Origin of the sequence: Vibrio salilacus, assembly GCF_002811245.1 — a bacterium.
GTDB lineage: Bacteria > Pseudomonadota > Gammaproteobacteria > Enterobacterales > Vibrionaceae > Vibrio > Vibrio salilacus.
The window spans coordinates 1-16,823 of the sequence record NZ_NIVQ01000022.1 but is presented as its reverse complement, the minus strand read 5'-3'; the positions used below and the strand labels follow the sequence as shown (position 1 = coordinate 16,823).

The window sequence follows — 16,823 nt, the reverse complement described above, 5'->3', positions numbered from 1 at the left end:
CATGGTTTTTCCTCTCGACTAAACTGAGCTAGCCACACATAATCGGTTGTTGTTGAGAATAAAATCGAACTTAGGCTTGAGCACCCATGAATGATTCCAATTGCAACATTACTCCTTCTTATACTCAAGAGTCCAATTTTGAGCAAGCTATCAAAAGCGATATTGCTAAATTCTGGCGTTCTAGGCAGGAGAGCGACCTAAAATCGTTTGATAAAAAGTCGCTGTACTGGGTAAAGTTTACTGCTCCCCATCACACCAAAGCGATTGTGGTGGTCAACGGGCGCATTGAATGTGCCATTAAGTATCAAGAGCTGTTTTACGACCTATTTCAACAAGGTTACGACATCTACTCTTATGATCATCGTGGTCAGGGCTTGTCGCAGCGAATGATAGAAGACACGCAAATGGGCTATGTCGAAGAATTCGATGACTATATCTACGATCTCGATTGCCTTGTTAAACACTTTAACCTTGATCATTACCAACAACGTTACCTGCTCGCACACTCCATGGGGGGTAACATCGCAACTCGCTACTTACAAACCCATGACGCCCCCTTTGACGCCGCGGCGCTGAGCGCGCCGATGTTTGGCGTTAATGTCCCTTGGCACCTGCGCCCATTCGCACCTATGCTTGGTCAAGTATTAACGGCGTGGCACAAAAAACCGACATTTGCTCCCGGACAAGTGGCCTATTTTGCTAAACCTTTCGAGGGCAACTTGCTCAGCCAAAGTGCAGTGCGCTATCACTGGTTTCGCGATCTGTATGAACAGCACCCTGAACTCAAAGTCGGCGGCGCCAGTACGCGCTGGGTTTGGCAGGGACTGATAGCCTGTAAAAAGTGTTATCTTATGACGCGTCACCTCAACACTCCCCTATTGGTACTGCAAGCGGGCGACGATAGAATCGTTTCTAATCTTGCTCAAGCGCGTTTCATTAATAAGTTGAAAAAAACCCAGCCAAGTTGCCAATTTAAGGTCATCGATGGTGCACGGCATGAATTGTTGTTCGAGCAAGACCACTACCGCAATCAAGCGCTAGATGCGACGTTAGCGTTTTTCAACCAGCATTAAAATAGGAAATCATAGAAGGCGATCTTTACCCTCTTTTTGCCTTTTCTATTCAAGTAGACTGTTTACTTCGCCAATTGGCTCATCAACGCGTTATTTACCGAGGGTGATATGACACAAACACGCAAAGATACTCCTTTTCACATTGTGGCTTCGGATCTCGATGGCACTTTACTTGCTCCAAACCACCAGTTAAGCGATTTCTCCAAACAGACACTCAAAGCACTGCATGAGAAAGGCTTCACTTTTGTCTTTGCCACTGGCCGTCACCACATTGATGTGGCCAGTATTCGCCACATCGCAGGTATCCCCGCTTATATGATCACCTCAAATGGGGCGCGTGTGCATGACCAACATGATCAACTGATGTACAGCAACAACGTGCCTGCGGATTTGGTTCAAGCGGTGATCGATGTGATCCGCGACGATCACAATATTTTTATCCACATGTACCAAGATGACAATTGGCTACTCGACCGAGACGACGAGACGTTGGCTAAATTTCATAGTGAGTCTGGCTTTAGCTATCAGCGTTTTGATGCTAGTGCCGCGCCAACCGATGGCATCGCCAAGATTTTCTTCACCCATCCAGAGCATGATCACGAGCATTTGGTCACCTATGAGCACAAACTACGTGAGCAGTTTGGTGACAAGCTCAATATTGCTTTTTCGACGCCTTGGTGTCTGGAAGTCATGGCCGCAGAAGTGTCAAAAGGTCATGCGCTAGAAGCCGTTGCCAAGTCGCTCAACCTGTCGTTAGAAAATTGCATCGCCTTTGGTGATGGGATGAATGATGCGGAAATGCTTGATATGGCAGGCAAAGGTCTGGTGATGGCAACCGCGCATCACAAAGTAAAACAAGCGCTGCCACACTTAGACGTTATTGGCAGCAATGCCGACGATGCAGTCGCTCATTACTTACATCAACATCTGTTTTAATATTGCAATATCAGGCTGCCTACCGGTAGCCTGACCACTCATTACACCTGACTCGGTCGCCGCTCTTTGTCTAAAATAGCCTGCCATTGTGACTCAGTCACTGGCATCACCGACAAGCGGTTTCCGCGCTTAACTAACGGCATATCGGCCAGTTCTGGCATCGCCTTCATCACCGCCAATGAAATCAACCGCTCGGTTTTACGCACAAACTCAATATCGACCATAAACCAACGCGGGTTATCTGGGCTGGATTTAGAGTCGTAATAGTCACTCTCGGCATCAAACGCAAAATGATCGGGGTACGCCGCTTTCACCACCTTAGCGATCCCCGCGACGCCAACTTTTTTACATGATGAATGATAAATGAGTACCCAATCACCCAGCTTAACTTCATCACGCAACATATTGCGCGCTTGATAGTTGCGTACTCCCTCCCAGCACGAACTGGTTTGTGTACGAAGAGTGTCAATAGAAAAGGTGTCGGGTTCAGTTTTGAATAGCCAGTATGCCATAATAGAGTCCGTCAGTTTCTCAATAGGGAAGATATAGCATGAAGGCGCTTCGAAACCCAGTCACCGTCATTACTTTGCTCACGTTGCAAGCGTGTTCGATGACGTCATTAACCCCAGCAATCAACCCTTCACCGAACGAGACCGCCAGCTTGGATAATCCAAAATCTATTCAATCGCAACCGTTTGTCATGCGCGGAGAAATTGTGCTTGGCAATGAGGTACGTTCAATCACGCCATGTGGCAGCAAAAACCAATACTGGTTAGATCTATCGAATGACCGTTTTCAACAAGCTTTAACACTGGTTCGTGGTCCTTATGAACCACTGTATGGTGAAGTCATTGGTCATTTAGAAACGCGCAAAACCGATGGTTTTGTTGCCGATTACCGCGCACGTTTTGTGGTCGATTCATTCAATATACTCACTGCCGAGAACCCAAAGCGTTGCGATCAAGCTCTAAAACCGACCCGAGCTTTTGGCACCGAACCTTTTTGGTCCGTGAGCGTTGCCCCCAACCAGCTAATATTTGACCAAATCGGCCAAGACAAACGCACACTCGACTTGGTTAATAGCAAGATCGAACCACAACGACGCCGCTATCAATTTGATGGTGGCAACTTAGAGCTTAACCAACGCAGTTGTATGGATGGGATGAGTGACTCACTGTACGGTTGGAGTGCCAGCTTAACGCTCGACGGAGCCAACTACCAAGGCTGCGCCACCTTGTCCAATCAAGATCATAGCCAAGATTGGGCCGGCTTCTACCAAGCCACCTCAGCCAACAGTAACAACTTGAGCGTTTTTCTTGAGCTAAATCCTGATCACAGTGCCACCACTACCTATCGCTATGACAATGGCGAGTCAGACTCTGTTGAGCGAGGATATTGGCAATCGCTTAATTCGACTCAAGTACAAGTGGTGATGACTCACCACCAGCAACAACCTTTGCTCTCACAACGTATCTTTAGCCGTCATGACGATCGCATTACTGCTACCAAAGAAAAAATCGGCGAGATCGTGTATGACATTACTGATGGTGGTCTAACGCTATTTACTGCCCCTCAAGAAATGAATCGCCCATGAGTAAAATATCTATTGAGCCATGTCCTAGGTGCCAGTTGCGCTTTCAATGTGCCTGTCACCTATTACCGACATTGTCTACAGACCTTTATATCGCGCTGCTAATGCACCCCAATGAAACCACGCGCGAGACCAATACCGGCCAGTGGTTAGCACAGAGCCTACAATCGTGTAGCCGCCACATTTGGCAGCGCACCCAACCTTGCCCAGAGCTGATAAAGATGATCGTAAGTGGTGACTATCTACCCTATGTTCTGTTTCCTAGCCAGCACAGTGATGCCGTTAAACACGCTCATCGTGAGGCCAACTCGCAACATAAGCCACTGTTATTGATCATCTTAGATGGAACTTGGCAAGAAGCCGGAAAAATGCTGCGTAAAAGTGATTGGTTACGTGCGCTGCCTCAGGTGCACATAGAGCCTAGCCAACCATCACGCTATCGACTGCGCCGCAATCAGCAACCAGGGCATTTGTGCACTATAGAGGTCGGGTGTGAAGTGCTGCGTGAGTTAGGCTACACCAATCAAGCACAGCAATTAGAGGGTTTCTTCGATGGCTATCTTAACGCTTTTCAAGCCGACAAGAGTGGCCATGCCTTCCAAGCGAAGTCTTGAGATTAAACCGCGACATAGCGGTGGTTTAATCGATCAAGGTCAACAGTTGCGGTAACGCGATAATTTCTACATCAGGCAATAGACGCGCCCGATGACTGTGATAAATATCGACCTGTTGGTCATTGAACCAACACGCTTGAAGTCCACTTTGCTTGGCGCCCATCACATCGCTGATCAAGTGGTCACCAACATGTAAAATGTGCTGTGCTGGCAGCCCTAAGTGTTGCTGCGCTTTATCAAACAATTGACAATGAGGCTTGGCATAGCCATCAGGGCCCGCTTTTAACACCAAAGTGAAGTAGTCCGCTAAACCAATTTTCTCGACGTCAACATTACCATTGGTGATAGCAATTAACGGTAACTGTTGAGCCAGCTCTCTCATCACACAGTGCGTTTGGTCAGGGACCGTAAAATCACTACGCAAACTCAGCACTTTTTCAATCGCCTGCTCTGCCGCCAGTTTTGCTTGTTGTGAGGTGTAACCAAGTAAGCCCAATCCATATTCGATCTGCTTAAAACGCCATAGCGTCACATCGTTAGGCAGCCAATTATCTTGCTTAGCTAAATCGCGTTTGATATCACGCCACCAATCAAACGATCGGGTTGCAGAGACAGGATGAGTAGCGTGCAACCATTGCACCATTTGGGCTTCAACCTGACGAATCACCGGTCGGTTATCATACAGAGTATCATCAAGATCAAAGGTCATCGCTTTGACGGGTTTTAAATGGCGAAAAAACTGCATTACTCACTCCCCTTCTTTTTCGCTCTTGGATGAGCTTGATCGTACACTTGAGCCAAATGTTGGAAATCGAGGTGGGTATAGATTTGTGTCGTCGAAATATTTTCGTGGCCAAGTAACTCTTGTACTGCACGCAGATTATTACTCGACTCCAACATGTGAGTGGCGAATGAGTGACGTAATTTATGCGGGCTAATATGACTGGCGACGGACTGTTTCTGCCCCCACTCGGCCATGCGTTTTTGTACGTTACGATGAGAGATTCGACCACCAAGCTTAGAAACAAACAGAGCCGGCTCTCCACTTGTGGCTAATGTTACTCGCACTTTCAGCCATTTGGCCACCCACTCAGCCGCCATGCCAGAAAAAGGCACTTTGCGCTCTTTGTCACCCTTACCAATGACACGTAACTCGCCAGACGACAAACTGACGTCTTTCACATTCACTGCGACCATTTCTGCCAAACGTAAGCCAGCGCCATACATCAGCTCCATCATGGCGCGGTCACGAATCGAAAGCGGATCATCGTCTTTCACATCAAGTAGTTGGCCCATTTCATCAACATCGAGGTTTTTCGGTAACGGCCGTTTTTTACGTGGTGCCGAGACCCCTTTCGCTGGATTAGCACTCATCTCACCACGCAGAATAAGAAAATCAAAAAAGCTACGCAGAGAAGAGAGGCGCGTGGCTAAGCTGCTCGCCTTCATCCCTTCTCGCATTCCTTTACTCGCCAGCTGGCGTACCCAACCTGCATCCACTTGCTGCCACTCTTTGAGACCAAGGTGATGTAAGTGCTGAGCCATCGTTTCTAGCTGCTGTTTATAGTTGCGCTGGGTGTGTAAGCTAAGCCCCTTCTCGCTTCTGAGAAATTCATAGAAACGTTCAAGTGGCCGCTTGAGACCATTAGGTAGAGGTACTACTGATTCGCTCATGCGCTTCACTTTGCCAAGAAAGAGTTTCGATAAGGTGCGAGACAACCAACGCGAGGTGGCGTAAGAATAACGTGTCCATGTGCGGCTGAAAATGCCCGCCATCGGAGCTCGAGAATATTAACACCCCTTGTAGCGTTTTCTTTTGCAACGGCAGTACAACGTACGACCCCATCTCTGGTTGATGCGAAAGCTCACCTAACAACAACTCTCGATCAACTTTACGCATTCGGCCAAGATAAGCCGACTTGCCATTAAGGTGATTGGTTGCGAATCGTTGGTATTGTTCACGCGTTAACGAGTAGCGAGCCGATTCGCTATCGAACAAGCGAACGTAAGCCACGAGACCAAGATTTTTGGCCACATCTTCTATCGCTTTGACAACATCGATTAAACAATCACATTTGAGGATATCTTCCTGTAACTGCATAAATTCGTGAAAAGTTCGATCGTTACTTTTGGCTAATGACATTAGCCCGGTGATCTCTTCTTCCAACTCTTCGATTCTTTGTCGCTGACGATTCATTTGTACATGAACCAAAGAGATCGCTCCCTGCTCTTGGTGCGCAAGCGCTAATCGATCAACTAGCTCACGACGAGCAGTAAAAAAATCCGGATTGTCGCGCAAGTATTCCGCCACGATTTCCGCCGTCAGTGCATCCGCTTCAATTTGAGACACATCGATTCCTTTTGTTTCACTTAGCAGGTAAGTTGACCGTCAAAAACGTGCGTCGCAGGCCCCGTCATGTACAACGGCTTGCCCGGCCCTTGCCAACGGATAGTGAGCGCACCACCCGGCAGGTGAACTGTGACGTGTTCATCTAGTAAGCCTTGGACGATACCAACCGCGACCGCGCCACAAGCACCGCTACCACAGGCTTGAGTTTCACCCGCACCACGTTCATAAACGCGCAAATTGATTTCATTGCGATTGACCACTTGCATAAAACCTGCGTTAACACGTTCAGGGAAACGTTCATGAGACTCTAATAGGGGGCCGAGTGTTTCGACATCAGCGGTGGCAACATCGTCAACCACCGTAACCACATGAGGATTACCCATGCTCACCGCACCACAAAAGAGTGTCTTGTCTTCGGTCCGCATGATATAGGTTTTCTCAGTCTGCTTCGCTTTAAATGGGATCTTGCTTGGTTCAAACTGCGGCACCCCCATATTGACGGTCACTTGATCGTCTTCTTCGATGCTGAGCACCATCTTGCCTTTTTTGGTACTGACACTAACGCTGTACTTATTGGTCAACCCTTTCATTAATACAAAACGGGCAAAGCATCGCGCGCCATTACCACACTGTTCAACCTCACTACCATCGGCATTAAAAATACGATAATGGAAGTCAGTTTCAGGGTCATACGGCGCTTCAACCACCAGCAGTTGGTCAAAACCAACACCTTTATTGCGATCCGCCAAACGACGAATCAAATCAGGGGAAAAGAAAATGTTTTGCGTAATGCAGTCAACGACCATAAAGTCATTACCCAAACCGTGCATTTTAGAAAAATGGAAATGCATAAGACTTCAATTACTCCGGAAGTACGTTTTCAAGTGCCCAAAGGCTTGAGAGCGCTTCTCGCTGACGCACCAAATGCACTTGATTGCCATCAACCATCACTTCTGCCGCGCGGCAGCGAGTGTTGTAGTTCGAGGACATAACAAAACCATAGGCACCCGCCGAACGGACAGCAAGCAAATCGCTCTCTTGCAGCACGAGTGAACGGTCTTTGCCTAAGAAGTCACCCGTTTCACAAATCGGCCCAACAAGATCATACGTTACCGCTTCACCGTCGCGCGGAACCACAGGCACGATGTCTTGCCACGCTTGATACAAGGCCGGACGCATTAGGTCATTCATCGCCGCATCAATGATGGCAAAGTTTTTATGTTCGGTATGCTTGAGAAATTCGACTCGGGTCAGTAGCAGACCAGCATTCGCTGCAATGGCACGTCCTGGCTCAAAAATCAGCTCGAGATCTTGGTGATTCTCTAAGCGACCGAGCAAGGCTTTGGCATAGTCTGAAGGTTGAGGTGGCAATTCATCACGGTAAACCACGCCCAAGCCGCCACCGACATCAAGGTGTTCGATGATCACACCCTGCGCTTTCAGCGCGTCAATCAAGGCAAGTAAACGATCAGTGGCATCGATAAAAGGTTCAATATCGGTCAATTGTGAACCGATGTGGCAATCGATCCCTTTGACATCGAGATTGGCTAGACTTTGTGCGAATTGGTATACCTCAGGCGCACGATCGAATGCGATACCAAACTTGTTATCACGTAGACCAGTGGAAATATAAGGATGGGTATTTGCATCAACATCGGGGTTAATGCGTAATGAGATCGGCGCTTTCACCCCTAGCTCTCCAGCCACCTTATTCAAACGTTCCAATTCAGGCTCGGACTCAACATTAAAGCATTTAATGCCTAGCTCTAACGCACGCTTCATCTCGATTTCGGTTTTGCCGACACCTGAGAACACGACTTTACTCGGCTCGCCACCCGCGGCAATCACACGTTCAAGCTCGCCTCCAGAGACGATATCAAACCCTGAACCTAAGCGGGCTAACGCATTTAACACACCAAGGTTAGAGTTGGCTTTCACTGCATAACAGACTAAATGAGGGTGTTCGCCCACCGATTTATCAAAAGCGTGCCAATGGCGCTCTAAGGTCGCGCGTGAATAGACATAAAGTGGAGTGCCAAACTGCTCGGCGAGGTCGGTTAATGCGACATCTTCGGCCCAAAGTTGGCCATCATCCTGATAATTGAAGTAATCCAAAGTACTTTCCCTTATATTCTGATTTTATTTATTGTGCAGGCTGCTCATTTTGTTGAGCATCTTCAGGCATGTAAAGTGGTCCGGTTTGACCACAGCCAGCCAAGCCAAGGACTGAAAAGATAAATAACGCTAAGATAGATTTTTTCATCGGTTGTATCGTGATTATTCTGTCAATGCCCCCTATAATCGCACCACACTCAAGAAAAGCAATAGGATAGATTGGATGAACGAGACCGAATTTCATCAACTTGTGGATGTTCAAATGCAAATCATCGAAGAAATGATTGATGATTCAGGTGCGGACATCGACTATGAGACCTCTGGCAACGTAATGACGCTCGAATTTGAAGACCGTAGCCAGATCATTATCAACCGCCAGGAACCGATGAAAGAGATTTGGTTGGCATCAAAATCAGGCGGATTTCACTTTGCGTATGTCGATCAGCAGTGGCGCTGCTCTAAAACCGGTATCGAACTGATTGCGATGGTCAAACAAGAGTGTGAGAAGCACTGTGATGAAGAGATAGAGTGGTAATTATCTCGTTTTCAGATATTAAAAAAGAGCATCCCAGATGCTCTTTTTGGTCAAAACGATTAACCGCGAAAGATAAACAGCCCCTAACCATTGACGATTTTGCTCGACTTACTATAGCTGGCACCATCATTACGGTATGGGACAATATAAGGTTGATCATCGTCAGGATGAATAATCTGATAGTACTGCGGCAAGTTAAAGTTGATCAGTTTCGACGACAATGAGTTGTCATCTTTGCCTGAGGTATAAAAGCTGTTGACGCTCGCAATCATCTCGTCTTTGCCACCTTTAAACTGGTGATACACCTCAACCCGATTCGTTTCGTCCAATACGTAAATATTGAAGCCCTTGTCACTGTCTTCAAAGAAAAACTGTACTAAGCCTTCACTGGCAAAGCTATCGACCACTTCTGGCATTTGGTAATCTTGCTCTTTATCGAGCACAATAAGTGGTGCACCTTGCAATTTATTGGTCGAAATACTGCGATAGAAGTCGACCGAGTTTTCTAACATCTGTACCGAAACACCACGACGCTCGAAGAACAATCCATAGGTTTTTTGGCCTAGACGCAATGCTTTAAAGCGGCGACGTTTCTCTTGCTCTACTGGCTTCAAACGTAAATCAATGCAGTCAGCTAACCATTGATACACTTTATTACGCATCACACCACGTAGATTTTTGCTGTAACAGAAAACGTCGACCGACTCTGGTGGAATCGCATCTTGGTGCATTTTACCCAAAATGGTTTTCAACGCATCCAACATCGCGGTCTCACCCTTAAAATGTAGGGTGCGCACTTCATGCCATGAGTTGCGATACACTAAATCGACACTGCCTACTAAGCATTTTTGCTCGGCGCCAAAGCTGAAGATATCGGTTGTTTTAGGATCTAGTTTGAGCGATTTACCACTCAACTCTGTGGTTGGATCGTTCTCAAAGTTAATAAACATCGCCAACTGACTAATTTCACATGGGCTAGATAAAGCTTGCATGGTTGGACGACGTTTGCGCAGTGAGAAGGTGTTACGTAAATCACTCACCATTTGATAAAACTTATCGATATCAAGATGCGCATCACGCACAACAGAGTGCAAACGAGTAGATTCGGTGATCAAGCCATTAAAAAACGACCATGCAACCAGCTTACTCAAATATTCATTATGCTCTAGTGATGCCTGACCAATAATGCGATGAGGCGTTAATGGCTGTTTATAAAGATACCAGCCGGCTTTATTAGTACGACCTGGACGAACCTCAATAAAGGTTAAATCCGGTTCGTGTAAATCGGGGGAGATCTGCGGATTGAGCAGCGTAACCTTACCCGGCAGTACCTCAAATGCCGCATATAACTTACGTGCGAGAATACTGATATCTTGCGGACTAATCGCTGACGTAATGTCGTTACGACGGGCGAATTGAATCAGGTTTCGGTAGCTCTGCATTAAAGCATCGAGCAGAGCATGGTGCATAACTTTAACCTGCTCTACTTTCCAATTACGACGATCGTCAAGCTCGGCGATAACATCCTCAGGCCATTGCCAATCCTGAATCATTTCACCTAACGCTTCACGGCGCCAAGCGACCGAACCCACACTCGGTTCACGTGAGAGCTTCTCATGCGTTTTAAGATAGAAACATCGACGAACTAAATCGAGGCGATTGAAATCACCTATTCGAACTAAGTAGCGGGTCACCTTCTCTAGCATCAAATAATAGGCATCCATCCCATAAAGATCAGGCTCATGGGCAAAGAAGCGGCGCTTGGTATCTAAACTCAACAATTGCGTATGTGGGTACTCCCACGAATAAGCCTCAAGAAGAATCGCTTTCAGCACCGACTTATATGGCGAGTCAATACTCTTGTACAACTGCCATAAATTGGAACCAAAATACTCTTCTGCCGGAATGCGATTCAACTTACCAAAGTCGATCCACTCGGCACAATCGATATAGCCTTTACGACATAGATCGGCGACGTATTCATCGTAGCACTCTTCCATTTCCGGCGGTACGATTTGCCATAACAGGCGCTGACCGGCCAAACGAACCGCACTGCGATAAAACTCATCAAGCAATAATAGATGTTGAGAAGAGCCACAGTTATCGCCAGTCATCTCTTCAGAATGGTTGGAACGGAACCGTTCTTCATCCATCAAAAAGAAGTTCGCTTCTACACCTTGAGTCTGAGCCCAGTCAGTAATCAACAGACATTTATTGGTCAAACTCTCACGCGCGTCACAGTCCATTTGTGACGAGACACAAACCCAGATATCTAAATCACTTGAGGTACTTTGCCCGATAGACGAAGTACTACCCATAGTATAAAGACCTAAGATCTCAGCAGTCACATTGCTAGCCAGTGACTGACCTATGGTGAGTTCGGTATCTTCAACAAACTGTTGCTGTATTTCATTTAGCTCAAAATCACGAATTCCATAAGGAACTTTCGCGTCGTAGTAGCCAGGAAAAAGTGGGTGATTAAAGTGGAGAAGAGTCGGAATGAGATGGAAAACTCTCTGACTGGACAAATCCATCAGTGCCAGCGCACGCTCAATGCGTTGCTGGTTTAGATTATCAAGTCTATTTAATAGCGTCTTGGTGTAAGCCTGCAAGGGAGTTTCCTTGGTTATATCCTAGAGGGTGCCTTGACTATTAATTGTTCTAAAGCACCAACAAAACGTGATCAATCTATCATTTTTCTTTCGATTGGTAAAGAAATGTACGATCGATTCGACACATTTTTGTCCATCTAATATTGCCGCTGTTAGTGTGGTACGTAACTACTATTATTAATAATAGCCTATTTTACAAACGAGACCCAAATCACACTCTTTTGATGATTTTATGCTAGTGCGTACTGATTCTTCACCCGATTGAATCAGCAGTAATGCAATTTTACCCGACAGTGGTAGGATTATGTTCATTCACTTGTTATCACTAGAATACTATGACTGCAAACACTCCAATTAGAATAGCGACACGTAAAAGCCCACTTGCTCTTTGGCAAGCTCATTTCGTCAAGGATGCCTTGCAAGCCGCGCACCCTGGTTTAGTTGTTGAACTGGTTACCATGGTCACCAAAGGCGATATTATTTTGGATACGCCGCTGGCCAAAGTTGGAGGCAAAGGCCTGTTTGTTAAGGAGTTGGAAGTGGCAATGCTGGAAGGTCGTGCTGACCTCGCTGTGCACTCAATGAAAGATGTTCCTGTCGACTTTCCTCAAGGGTTGGGTCTAGTGACAATTTGTGAGCGTGAAGACCCACGCGATGCCTTTGTCTCAAACACATACCGCAATATTGATGATCTGCCACAAGGCGCCATCGTCGGCACCTGTAGTTTACGTCGTCAGTGTCAGTTAAAAGAAGCACGTCCTGATCTGGTAATTAAAGATCTGCGTGGTAACGTCGGCACTCGCCTAGGTAAACTCGATGCTGGCGAGTACGACGCGATAGTACTTGCCGCCGCAGGTTTAAAACGCCTTAAATTAGAACAGCGTATTCGCAGTTTTATTGAACCAGAGCAATCATTACCTGCTGTTGGCCAAGGCGCTGTAGGAATTGAATGTCGTCTTGATGATGAACGCCTAATCAAGCTACTCGAACCTCTTAGTCACAAGGAAACCACTGACCGCGTCTTGTGTGAGCGAGCCATGAATCTCACCCTAGAAGGTGGATGTCAGGTGCCAATCGGTAGTTATTCACTGATTGAAGGCGACAATATTTGGTTACGCGCATTGGTCGGTGAGCCCGACGGTTCAAAAATCGTCCGAGGTGAGATTCGTGGCGCGCGAGCAGACGCTGAAACACTGGGTGTGACACTTGCCAACCAGTTGCTCGCTGAGGGAGCCAAAGAGATCTTAACCAAGCTTTACGAAGAGCACGAGTAAACGCAATGGCAGTACTGGTCACTCGGCCGGGACAACAAGGCCTCTCGTTGTGCCAACAACTCTCAGAGCTTGGAATAGACAACCTTCATCAACCTCTGATAAACATTTCGCCCGGCAAACAACTTGCCGGGCTTGAGCACGATATTGATCACTTCGACATGATCATCGCCATCAGTCAAAACGCAGTCACGGCAGCACAAGATTACCTCTCTCAATTGGCTCACCCATGGCCAACCAACAAGACCTACCTTGGCGTTGGTCAAAAAACTGCACACGTTTTAAGCAAAGCCACTCAACAAAAAGTACACTATCCAGACATTAGTGATAGTGAACATCTGCTAAACCTAAAAGTGCTTGCTGATGTCGCTGGAAAGCGCGTGCTGATACTGCGCGGCAATGGTGGTCGAGAACTTATCTTTGACACGCTCACCGCCCGGCACGCCAAGGTGGAATATCGTGAAGTGTATAAACGAGAAAACCTCGCTTTCCGCTCAGATTTACTGTTACCAATCTGGCAAGATAAACCTATCACTCAATTAGTCGTCACCAGTTCAGGCCAGTTGGAGTACTTGCTCTCTAACCTTACTCCATCACAACAGAACTGGTTGTTTACGCTTCACTTATGGGTACCCAGTGAGCGTATCGCGCAACAAGCACGAGAAGTCGGTTTTAACGTTGTTACCAACACTTTCAGTGCCTCGAACCCAGTATTATTGGCTGCTCTCCGGTCAACGAAACAGGACATAAGTAATGACAAGCAAGAATAAAAACGAAAACATTGCCCCTGACCAAGACAACAAGGCAGAGGATGCAAAACAAGTAGAAGCCAAAGCGTCTGAAACAAACACGGCAACGACTCACAATACCGCAGCGAAAAGCGCTGCACCACAACCTACCACTAGTACGGTTCAATTGGACGAGAAGCAAGGCAAACGCGGCGTGAAACTCGGCACACTCGCGATTGTACTATCGCTATTATTTGGCGGAGGCTTAACTTTCCAGATGCAGCAAAAAGATACGCAATATCAAGCGAAAATCGATGCCTTGCAAGCGCAACTTCAACAAGCGCAATCTGATATGCAATCACAACTTTCATCTGTGGAGCAGCAAGCGGTCACCAAAGCCCTTGAGGCCACCCACCGTGCAGAGACGGTCTTAGCCCAACAACAAAAAACGATCGAAAGTTTGCAAGTCGCAGTGGCCGACGTGAAAGGTCGTCGTCCTAACGATTGGTTGCTTGCTGAAGCCGACTACTTGGTCAAACTTGCTGGACGTAAACTTTTCCTAGAGCACGATGCGGTTAGCGCAACCAAATTAATGGAAAGTGCCGATCAACGTATTGCTGCACTTAACGACCCGAGCCTAGTTCCTTTACGTAAGTCGATGGCTAACGACATTACTAAACTCAAAACCATCCCATTAATTGACCGCGAAGGGCTAGTGCTAAGAATCACCGCACTACAACAACAAGTCGATACTCTGCCGTTAGCCAATGCCATTTTGCCGCAAGCCGAGCAGCAACAGACACAAGCGGTGTCACAAAACATTGATGATTGGCAAGATAACCTGCTTACCTCGCTTAAGGATTTCTCAGACAATTTCATTACTTTCCGCACTCGCGATGGCAATGTGATTCCACTGCTTTCTCCACAACAGCACTTCTATCTTAAAGAAAACATCAAAGCGAAGTTAGAAACGGCGATTAAAGCCGTCTATGTTGAACAACAGGACCTCTACACCACGGCACTGACCACCGCAGATAAGTGGTCAGCCACCTTCTTTAACCAAGATTCAAAAGAGGTGGCTGAGTTTAATCAAGCACTAGAGCTATTGAGTAAACAGCGAGTGCAAGTTGATTACCCGGTAAAACTGGAAACGCAGCAGCAACTTTCCGACGTAATTCGTGAGCGCCTTCGCCGCGAGGTAACGACTCTAGTTACGGAGGATAAATAATGTTTCGACTGATTTTTCTATTCGTCGTATTGGGCTTAGGGTTGTTTGTTGGCACTCAATATTCTGGACAACAAGGTTACGTGCTAGTCTCGATCGCAGATAAAACCCTCGAAATGAGCGTCACTACTCTGGTGATTTTTATTATCGCGACATTAGCGGCTCTCTTTGGCTTAGAATACCTAATTAAAAAGGTATTTTACGCAAGCTCTGCAACTTGGAACTATTTCAGCGTTCGTAAGATGCGCCGCTCTCGCCGTTATACCAATGAGGGCATCATCAAGTTGCTTGAAGGGGATTTTAAACAGGCAGAGAAAAAAGTGACTCGTTGGGCAAACCACCATGATATGCCACTACTCTGTTATCTCGTTGCTTCAGAGGCCGCGCAAGGTTTAGGTGATAAAAAGCAAAGGGATCGCTACCTCGAACTTGCAGCCCAACAAGACAACTCACAACTTGCAGTCGAACTGACTCGCGCTAAACAACAGATTCGCGATGCTGATTACAATGCTGCATTCGACACACTATCAACTCTAAACATTCAATACTCAAACAATTCAGTTGTAGTTAACTTGCTTAAACAGGTTTATATCGAACTCAAACTATGGCAACCGCTTTTAGACTTAATTCCAAAGTTAGTTAAGAACAACATTATTACGACGCAAGAACAACAACCTCTGATGCAGCGTGCTCAATGTGGGTTACTGCATAAAGTTGCCGAGCAGAGCGGCAGTGAAGGTCTAATTGCCCACTGGAACTCGCTACCGCGTAAAATGAAGTCTGATCTCGAACTCATCAATTGCTTTGCTGAACAGCTCATAGCTCGGCAAGCCGATAATGAGGCATTCACTCTGATCAAAGAGACCTTGAGCAAACACCCTAACAGTGATCTGTATCGCTTAATTCCTGAATTAAAGCTAGCCGATACTCATCCAGTAATAACCTTCTTGCAGAGCGTATTACGTAAAGATGCTAACAATGCCGCTGCGCATAGTGCACTCGCTCAGCTTTATCTGCGTAATGACAAATGGCAAGATGCGCAACACCATTTAGAAAAAGCACTCTCAGTTCGCTCGAGCGTGCCTGATTACAGCTATCTTGCCATTGCTTTAGAGAAGCAAAACCTCACCAATGCAGCACATGAAGTATCAAGAAAAGCACTTACTCTAATCAATGAGCCTGCCGCATAACGCTTTCTCTACATAAGTACAACGAAGCCACCTTTACTGGGTGGCTTTTTTTATTACTGAGAGATTTACCAGCAACAAAAGTAAGTTATTTAATCCAATCTTACAGACGGACCATTTATGCCTTATTCTGCAGAGCAAGGGGGAGATATATCTGAGAGAAACAATTTTGAACTGTAGAAAAGGGAGTGGTAGGCGCAATCACGACCTTTACAATAGAAGATGAGTCACGACCTAGCGGATAAACTCGACGTCAACGACGTTATCGATACTGCCAATCCAATGATCTTTAGAAACCAATGACCATTTCAATTCGCATTGTTGTGGAAAGAGCTCTTGAAGCATACCTGGACATCCATATTTCGATACCCTTAATTAAAGTAAAGGGTAGAGCTTTGAGTTTGAGGTCAGCACTAGCTGGCCTTTTTACTGAGACGCAGACATTTCACCGTCTAGCCATGACCAAGCCGATTTTATACCGACGTAAAAAAGCCCAAGTCTTTCGACTTGGGCTTAGTATAATGGCGGAGTGGACGGGACTCGAACCCGCGACCCCCGGCGTGACAGGCCGGTATTCTAACCAACT

Annotated in this window: 18 protein-coding genes; 10 read left to right on the top strand and 8 right to left on the bottom strand. The window is 46.5% G+C overall.

All coding sequences use genetic code 11. The features are described from left to right. Positions 1-86: 86 nt before the first annotated feature. Both CDZ87_RS13535 and CDZ87_RS13530 read left to right on the top strand, forming a co-directional pair. Complete coding sequence (locus CDZ87_RS13535) at positions 87-1,073, top strand: alpha/beta fold hydrolase (protein ID WP_100754025.1); 987 nt, start codon at positions 87-89, stop codon at positions 1,071-1,073. 108 nt (positions 1,074-1,181) lie between these two features. After that, entirely contained in the window at positions 1,182-2,009 is an 828-nt protein-coding gene (locus CDZ87_RS13530) for a Cof-type HAD-IIB family hydrolase (protein ID WP_100754024.1), read from the top strand. A 41-nt stretch (positions 2,010-2,050) separates the two neighbouring features. On the opposite strand, the gene CDZ87_RS13525 is transcribed toward CDZ87_RS13530, so the two are convergent. Beyond that, positions 2,051-2,521: an EVE domain-containing protein gene (locus tag CDZ87_RS13525; protein ID WP_100754023.1), complete on the bottom strand. Its 471-nt coding sequence runs from the start codon at positions 2,519-2,521 to the stop codon at positions 2,051-2,053. Positions 2,522-2,559: 38 nt separating this feature from the next. Here CDZ87_RS13525 and CDZ87_RS13520 point away from each other — a divergent pair, with 38 nt between their 5' ends. Continuing rightward, positions 2,560-3,603, top strand: a complete 1,044-nt coding sequence (locus CDZ87_RS13520) for a COG3650 family protein (RefSeq protein WP_100754022.1) — start codon at positions 2,560-2,562, stop codon at positions 3,601-3,603. Continuing rightward, positions 3,600-4,214 carry a tRNA-uridine aminocarboxypropyltransferase gene (locus CDZ87_RS13515; RefSeq protein WP_100754021.1) on the top strand — a complete coding sequence of 205 codons (615 nt, stop codon included), beginning with the start codon at positions 3,600-3,602 and terminating at the stop codon, positions 4,212-4,214. The genes CDZ87_RS13520 and CDZ87_RS13515 overlap by 4 nt, the downstream gene beginning before the upstream one ends. Before the next feature lie 25 nt (positions 4,215-4,239). Here CDZ87_RS13515 and yigB read toward each other — a convergent pair whose 3' ends face one another. From yigB to lptM, 6 genes are read right to left on the bottom strand one after another with little or no spacing between them, the layout of a single operon-like run. Continuing rightward, positions 4,240-4,959, bottom strand: a complete 720-nt coding sequence (gene yigB, locus CDZ87_RS13510; RefSeq protein WP_100754020.1) for a 5-amino-6-(5-phospho-D-ribitylamino)uracil phosphatase YigB — start codon at positions 4,957-4,959, stop codon at positions 4,240-4,242. Then, positions 4,959-5,888, bottom strand: coding sequence for a tyrosine recombinase XerC (gene xerC / locus CDZ87_RS13505; RefSeq protein WP_100754019.1), 930 nt, complete (start codon positions 5,886-5,888; stop codon positions 4,959-4,961). The genes yigB and xerC overlap by 1 nt, the downstream gene beginning before the upstream one ends. Continuing rightward, positions 5,860-6,564 (bottom strand): DUF484 family protein, encoded by a 705-nt coding sequence (locus CDZ87_RS13500; RefSeq protein WP_100754018.1) that lies wholly within the window; start codon positions 6,562-6,564, stop codon positions 5,860-5,862. Before CDZ87_RS13500 ends, xerC begins: the two co-directional genes overlap by 29 nt. A 20-nt stretch (positions 6,565-6,584) precedes the next feature. Continuing rightward, positions 6,585-7,415, bottom strand: a complete 831-nt coding sequence (dapF, locus tag CDZ87_RS13495; RefSeq protein WP_100754017.1) for a diaminopimelate epimerase — start codon at positions 7,413-7,415, stop codon at positions 6,585-6,587. Positions 7,416-7,425: 10 nt separating this feature from the next. Further along, positions 7,426-8,679 (bottom strand): diaminopimelate decarboxylase, encoded by a 1,254-nt coding sequence (gene lysA / locus CDZ87_RS13490; protein WP_100754016.1) that lies wholly within the window; start codon positions 8,677-8,679, stop codon positions 7,426-7,428. 28 nt (positions 8,680-8,707) lie between these two features. Next, positions 8,708-8,827: an LPS translocon maturation chaperone LptM gene (lptM, locus tag CDZ87_RS17575; RefSeq protein WP_038175738.1), complete on the bottom strand. Its 120-nt coding sequence runs from the start codon at positions 8,825-8,827 to the stop codon at positions 8,708-8,710. A gap of 75 nt (positions 8,828-8,902) precedes the next feature. Here lptM and cyaY point away from each other — a divergent pair, with 75 nt between their 5' ends. Continuing rightward, positions 8,903-9,214, top strand: coding sequence for an iron donor protein CyaY (cyaY, locus tag CDZ87_RS13480; RefSeq protein WP_038175740.1), 312 nt, complete (start codon positions 8,903-8,905; stop codon positions 9,212-9,214). Between the two features lie 83 nt (positions 9,215-9,297). Here the strand turns inward: cyaY and CDZ87_RS13475 are convergent, their stop codons facing one another. Beyond that, positions 9,298-11,826: a class I adenylate cyclase gene (locus CDZ87_RS13475; RefSeq protein WP_100754014.1), complete on the bottom strand. Its 2,529-nt coding sequence runs from the start codon at positions 11,824-11,826 to the stop codon at positions 9,298-9,300. A gap of 335 nt (positions 11,827-12,161) precedes the next feature. Between CDZ87_RS13475 and hemC the strand changes: the two genes are divergently transcribed. The 5 genes from hemC to CDZ87_RS17240 form a co-directional block, all read left to right on the top strand. Next, a complete protein-coding gene (gene hemC, locus CDZ87_RS13470) occupies positions 12,162-13,100 on the top strand; it encodes a hydroxymethylbilane synthase (RefSeq protein ID WP_100754013.1) in 939 nt (312 codons plus the stop codon). 5 nt (positions 13,101-13,105) lie between these two features. Next, positions 13,106-13,867: a uroporphyrinogen-III synthase gene (locus CDZ87_RS13465; protein ID WP_100754012.1), complete on the top strand. Its 762-nt coding sequence runs from the start codon at positions 13,106-13,108 to the stop codon at positions 13,865-13,867. Continuing rightward, positions 13,851-15,053: a uroporphyrinogen-III C-methyltransferase gene (locus CDZ87_RS13460; protein WP_100754011.1), complete on the top strand. Its 1,203-nt coding sequence runs from the start codon at positions 13,851-13,853 to the stop codon at positions 15,051-15,053. The genes CDZ87_RS13465 and CDZ87_RS13460 overlap by 17 nt, the downstream gene beginning before the upstream one ends. Further along, positions 15,053-16,240: a heme biosynthesis protein HemY gene (locus tag CDZ87_RS13455; RefSeq protein ID WP_100754010.1), complete on the top strand. Its 1,188-nt coding sequence runs from the start codon at positions 15,053-15,055 to the stop codon at positions 16,238-16,240. The genes CDZ87_RS13460 and CDZ87_RS13455 overlap by 1 nt, the downstream gene beginning before the upstream one ends. Before the next feature lie 398 nt (positions 16,241-16,638). Further along, positions 16,639-16,823, top strand: a 185-nt coding sequence (locus CDZ87_RS17240) for a hypothetical protein (protein WP_216639385.1), incomplete at its 3' end; no start/stop codon positions are given.